The organism is Allocoleopsis sp. (assembly GCF_036703385.1).
GTDB lineage: Bacteria > Cyanobacteriota > Cyanobacteriia > Cyanobacteriales > Coleofasciculaceae > Allocoleopsis.
This window is the reverse complement of record NZ_DATNPA010000406.1, coordinates 1-4,220: the sequence shown is the minus strand read 5'-3', so window position 1 is coordinate 4,220 and position 4,220 is coordinate 1. Positions and strand designations below refer to the sequence as shown.

General features: G+C 48.3%; 5 protein-coding genes. 2 read left to right on the top strand and 3 right to left on the bottom strand.

Features of this window, described 5'->3' with window-relative positions:
* On the bottom strand, positions 1-607 hold a 607-nt coding region (locus V6C93_RS20095; protein WP_333478449.1), incomplete at its 3' end, for a hypothetical protein.
* Between the two features lie 458 nt (positions 608-1,065).
* On the opposite strand from V6C93_RS20095, the gene V6C93_RS20090 reads away from it, so the two are divergent.
* Together V6C93_RS20090 and fmt are read left to right on the top strand one after the other, a co-directional pair.
* Positions 1,066-1,941: an OmpA family protein gene (locus V6C93_RS20090; RefSeq protein WP_333478448.1), complete on the top strand. Its 876-nt coding sequence runs from the start codon at positions 1,066-1,068 to the stop codon at positions 1,939-1,941.
* A gap of 104 nt (positions 1,942-2,045) precedes the next feature.
* On the top strand, positions 2,046-3,053 hold the full coding sequence (gene fmt / locus V6C93_RS20085) for a methionyl-tRNA formyltransferase (protein ID WP_333478447.1): 1,008 nt from the start codon (positions 2,046-2,048) through the stop codon (positions 3,051-3,053).
* Here the strand turns inward: fmt and V6C93_RS20080 are convergent.
* Both V6C93_RS20080 and V6C93_RS20075 read right to left on the bottom strand, forming a co-directional pair.
* Complete coding sequence (locus V6C93_RS20080; protein WP_349262777.1) at positions 3,044-3,415, bottom strand: DUF6464 family protein; 372 nt, start codon at positions 3,413-3,415, stop codon at positions 3,044-3,046. The genes fmt and V6C93_RS20080 overlap by 10 nt on opposite strands.
* A gap of 556 nt (positions 3,416-3,971) precedes the next feature.
* On the bottom strand, positions 3,972-4,220 hold a 249-nt coding region (locus V6C93_RS20075), incomplete at its 5' end, for a hypothetical protein (RefSeq protein WP_333478445.1).

The window sequence follows — 4,220 nt, the reverse complement described above, 5'->3', positions numbered from 1 at the left end:
CATTGCCCAATTCCCCAGCGCGAAACAGAACGCGATCGGGGTGCCTATAACTCCAACCCAGCAACACGGCTATATCATATTGAACGCTCTGAGGAGCTAGGGTCATGGTACGATTTTGCCGCCGCTCCCACACGATCGCATAATCCGAAACCTCCGTCGTGTTAAAGAGTCCTTCAAACTGCCTTGCGAGGAGGCGATCGCCTGACTGTGACCAAGAAACGGGTATCAAAATGGTAATTAGCCCTGGCATATCAGCGTCTTGCTCGCTGAACATGGGATGATCCGCCAAAGGCGAAGAGGCGGTGATCGTCCGTAAATCGCCCGTCTGCAAATTTTCTATGAAAATCACACTGGTGATGCGGCTTCGGTATAGCTCCGGCTGTCCCTCCATCTGAATTCGACTATAGGCAGCGTACTGACCATCGGGAGAAAGGAGTGACTGGCTGCGATAATACCGTACCCCAGAACTGTTACTCGCACTCAGTTCGGCATGAGTAGCCAACACCCAATTCCAGGGAATGGGATGAGGGCTATCAAGGGGGTCAATTTGTACTCCTGGTTGAGTCATGTCTTGGACTATTTCTTCAGTCACTCTGGATTGAGTCATATTCTTGGGATATTTCTTCAGTCACTTCGGTTGAGGGCTAGGAAGATGGCACCGCTGATGGTTTTAGAACCTTAGGCACATTGACTGGATGAGCCTGTACAGCTAGGCTATGTGCCATAAGTGAGTAGAACGGCTAAAAGCAGTAAATAGGGTTACTTGCGAAACCCTCCTACTCAATACAGTATTCTTTTGGATATTAAGGATTGGGGTTGCTAGAGTGCGCTTTATGTGTAAGGAGCAACGCCCAAAGAACTACAGGAATATTCCTTATGTTATGTATAACAAGTTAAGAATTCATCAAGTCACTCTTTTACGAAAGTTTTCACTTTGAGGTTATGAGTGTTGTTCTCTCCTTGATGTGGTGGTTGGTTGCGACTTTCGTCGGCTTAGGGGCATGATCGAATTCATCGTTTGTCTCTATGATTCTTCTAAGGACTGAATGACATTCAGGAAAATCGGTGACTCAATCCACTAGTTCAGCCGCTAAGACTTCCCCTGCTAAATCAACCGCCAGACCCTGGTGGTTACTTATTCTAATTTTCCGATTGCTACTGCTGGGCGTAGGCGGGGGTCTAGCCCTGATTTTGGGCATTGTCCTCGCTAACTTGTATCCCAATCCCAATCCAGAGCGGCCTCTAATCCTTAAAGTACTCGAAGGTCTTGACAAAAAGCTCCCTTCGACGTTACCCCATTCCAGCTCCAAGACAGTATCAACCTCTACCAATTCACCCCAGTTAACACCCATCCAAAAACAGCAAGCACAAGCCAAGCTCAACCAGTTGCAGGCACAGTTGAAGTCAATGAATGAAGCTGTGGCAACGCTAGAAACCCAACTCGGCAGCAATCGTCCGAATGAAGCGCTAGAAGCGCGAATGCAAGCGATCGCTCTGCAACTCGAAGGAGTACTGCCTTCTAACCAGGAAGTTCAGGCGATCGCAAACAGCAGTGGCAATCAACTCACACCTGTTTCTAACTCTGTCTCATCATCTGAGCAATTGAAGGTTACTTTGCCCAGTGACCTCTTATTTGAGCAGAGCAATAGCCTTTTGCGCTCAGAAGCGAGTTTGATATTAGACAAAATCATCACGGATTTACGCGGCTACCCTTCAAGCACAATCCGCATTACTGCCCACACAGACGCCGATAGTAATGCTGAAAGCGATCGCGAACTATCCTTTCGCCGTGCCAAAGCCGTTCAGCAGTATCTCGTCAGCGCATTGGGCGATCAATACCGATGGATAGTTGTTGGCTATGGCGGAACTCGTCCCCTTGTCGCTAATGATACCGACGCCAACCGACAACGCAACCGTCGCGTTGAAATCGCCGTTGATTAAGTTTAGGTGAGCAGGTTGAACGTTAGCAGATTCCTCTGTTCAACCTTCAACCTGCAACCTGCAACCTTCAACCTTCAACCTGCAACCTTCAACCTGCAACCCTAATGAAAGTCATTTTTTTCGGTACTCCTCAGTTTGCAGTGCCTAGCTTAGAACGCTTGCTTAACCATCCTGAAGTTGAACTCCTAGGTGTTGTTACCCAACCGGATAAGCGTCGAGGACGCGGTAACCAGCTGACTCCCTCACCGGTGAAAGCCATTGCTTTAGCGCAACAACTCCCCGTCTGGCAACCAAAGCGGGTAAAAAAGAGTGCCGAAACCCTCACTCAGTTGCGAGAGGCAGAGGCAGATGTTTTTGTCGTTGTGGCTTATGGGCAAATTCTCTCGCCAGAAATTCTAGATATGCCGAAGCTGGGTTGTATTAATGTTCATGGCTCAATTCTGCCTAAATATCGGGGTGCCGCCCCTATCCAGTGGTGTCTGTATCATGGGGAAACAGAAACGGGTATCACTACAATGCTGATGGATGCTGGGATGGACACAGGAGCCATGCTGCTGAAGGCTTACACCCCCATTAACCTGTTGGATAACGCCCAGCAGTTGGCGCAGATGCTTTCTGAGTTGGGCGCAGATTTATTAGTTGAAACGCTTCTAAAGCTGGGACGCCAAGAAACTCAGCCTATTGCTCAAGATGATTCTCAGGCAACCTACGCCTCACTAATTCAAAAAGCGGATTATTGTTTGGATTGGTCGCGATCGGCGATTGAGTTACACAATCAGGTGAGGGGATTTTTTCCGAACTGTGTGGCGTCATTTCAGGATAAAGCGCTGAAAGTCATTGCCACCGTTCCTCTCGGCTCAGCTTACTTCTCTCAGTTACCCTCAGAGTTAGACGTACTCAAGCAGCAGTGGTCTTCTCTAGTACAGATGTCGGGGCGTCCTGGAGAAGTAGTGAGCATCGTGAAAGGAGTCGGTCCAATTATTCAAACCGGCGACGGACTGTTGCTATTACAGGAAGTACAACTAGCTGGCAAACGCGCTCAGCAGGCTTGGGATTTTGCTAATGGGATGCGTTTAACAGTAGGAGAGGTTTTGAGTAACGGTCAGGTTTGAAGTTCTGGGTGAGAGCGTTCGTAGAAGCGGCAAGATTCACAGGGGCCTTCTGGATTGACAGCACAACGAATCAGTTCAGAATGAGCATTGAAACAGCAGGAGGCATCACCCAGTACCCAGCGTCCTTCAATCAGGCTCTTCTCGGTTGGGCGTTGAGCTGACTGTACATAAAGTGCAATTTTGTGTAAGCGATAGCGCCCTGATTTTAAATGATAGCGGTGGCGGCGTTCTAAAACCGCGTAGGTCTGACCTTCAAAGTCGAGATAGTTACCGGGTTGGGGTGTCCAGTCAAGCTGGATATTTCCCAGAGTCTGACGCGGGTGCGTCAGAATCAGCTCTGCGGGTAGTGAATCTGGCTCCATAATGTAGGTGTAATGCAGACTACACTTGGATAGTATCGCACTCGCCGCCTGAGACTCATCTCTTTCGGATTGTGCATAGAATTGTTGCACAATCTGATCAGCTGGGAGGGTAATTTTCACAATAAAGACGAGACTGGGGCTATGTTCCTCATCATCGTGAAACCTCAGTCCCGCGAGTTTTGAAATGATCACACAGACGCGTCCAAGTTCTCCCCTGCTATCTATGTGAGGAATTGCCGAACCGCAAAGCGCTTTTAGGATAAATGGGACTGACTTAAGCAAGAAGTAATCGTTTCTTGGAAAAACCAAGATTGGGGGGGTTCCCCCCAGACCTCCTCACTAAAGCTCCGGTGCACAAGGGTTGGTTGGTGAGGTAGGAGAGTTCTTAAGTCGAATGGCACTGACTTAAGCAAGAAGTAATCGTTCTTTGAAAAAAACCCAGATTGGGGGGAAACCCCCCAAACCCCCCACTGGGGGACGGAGTGCCTACCTAGAGACCCCCTGCACAAGGGTTAGTTGGTGAGCTAGGAAAGTTCTTAAGTCAGTGACATTCCTTTTAGGATTGCTTGTTGGGACTAATCTGCCACATTTTCTCCAAAGACTCAATCTGCCGACGTAGAACCTTAGCCCGATGAGTACGGTAACATTTTCTGCCCAAAAAACCTCCTAATACAAGACAGATAGGAAGGATAATGAGCAGAACTCCCGTAACGGTGTTACCAACACTATCTGTTTGATTCAACGATTTGTGTAAAACAGGCTGGGGTGTCTGCACAGAAGATGAATTGGAAAGTTGCATTTTTTT

Coding starts and splice junctions, on each gene's coding strand:
- V6C93_RS20080 (WP_349262777.1), bottom strand. CDS start 3,415: ATGGAGCCAGATTCACTACCCGCAGAGCTGATTCTGACGCACCCGCGT.
- fmt (WP_333478447.1), top strand. CDS start 2,046: ATGAAAGTCATTTTTTTCGGTACTCCTCAGTTTGCAGTGCCTAGCTTA.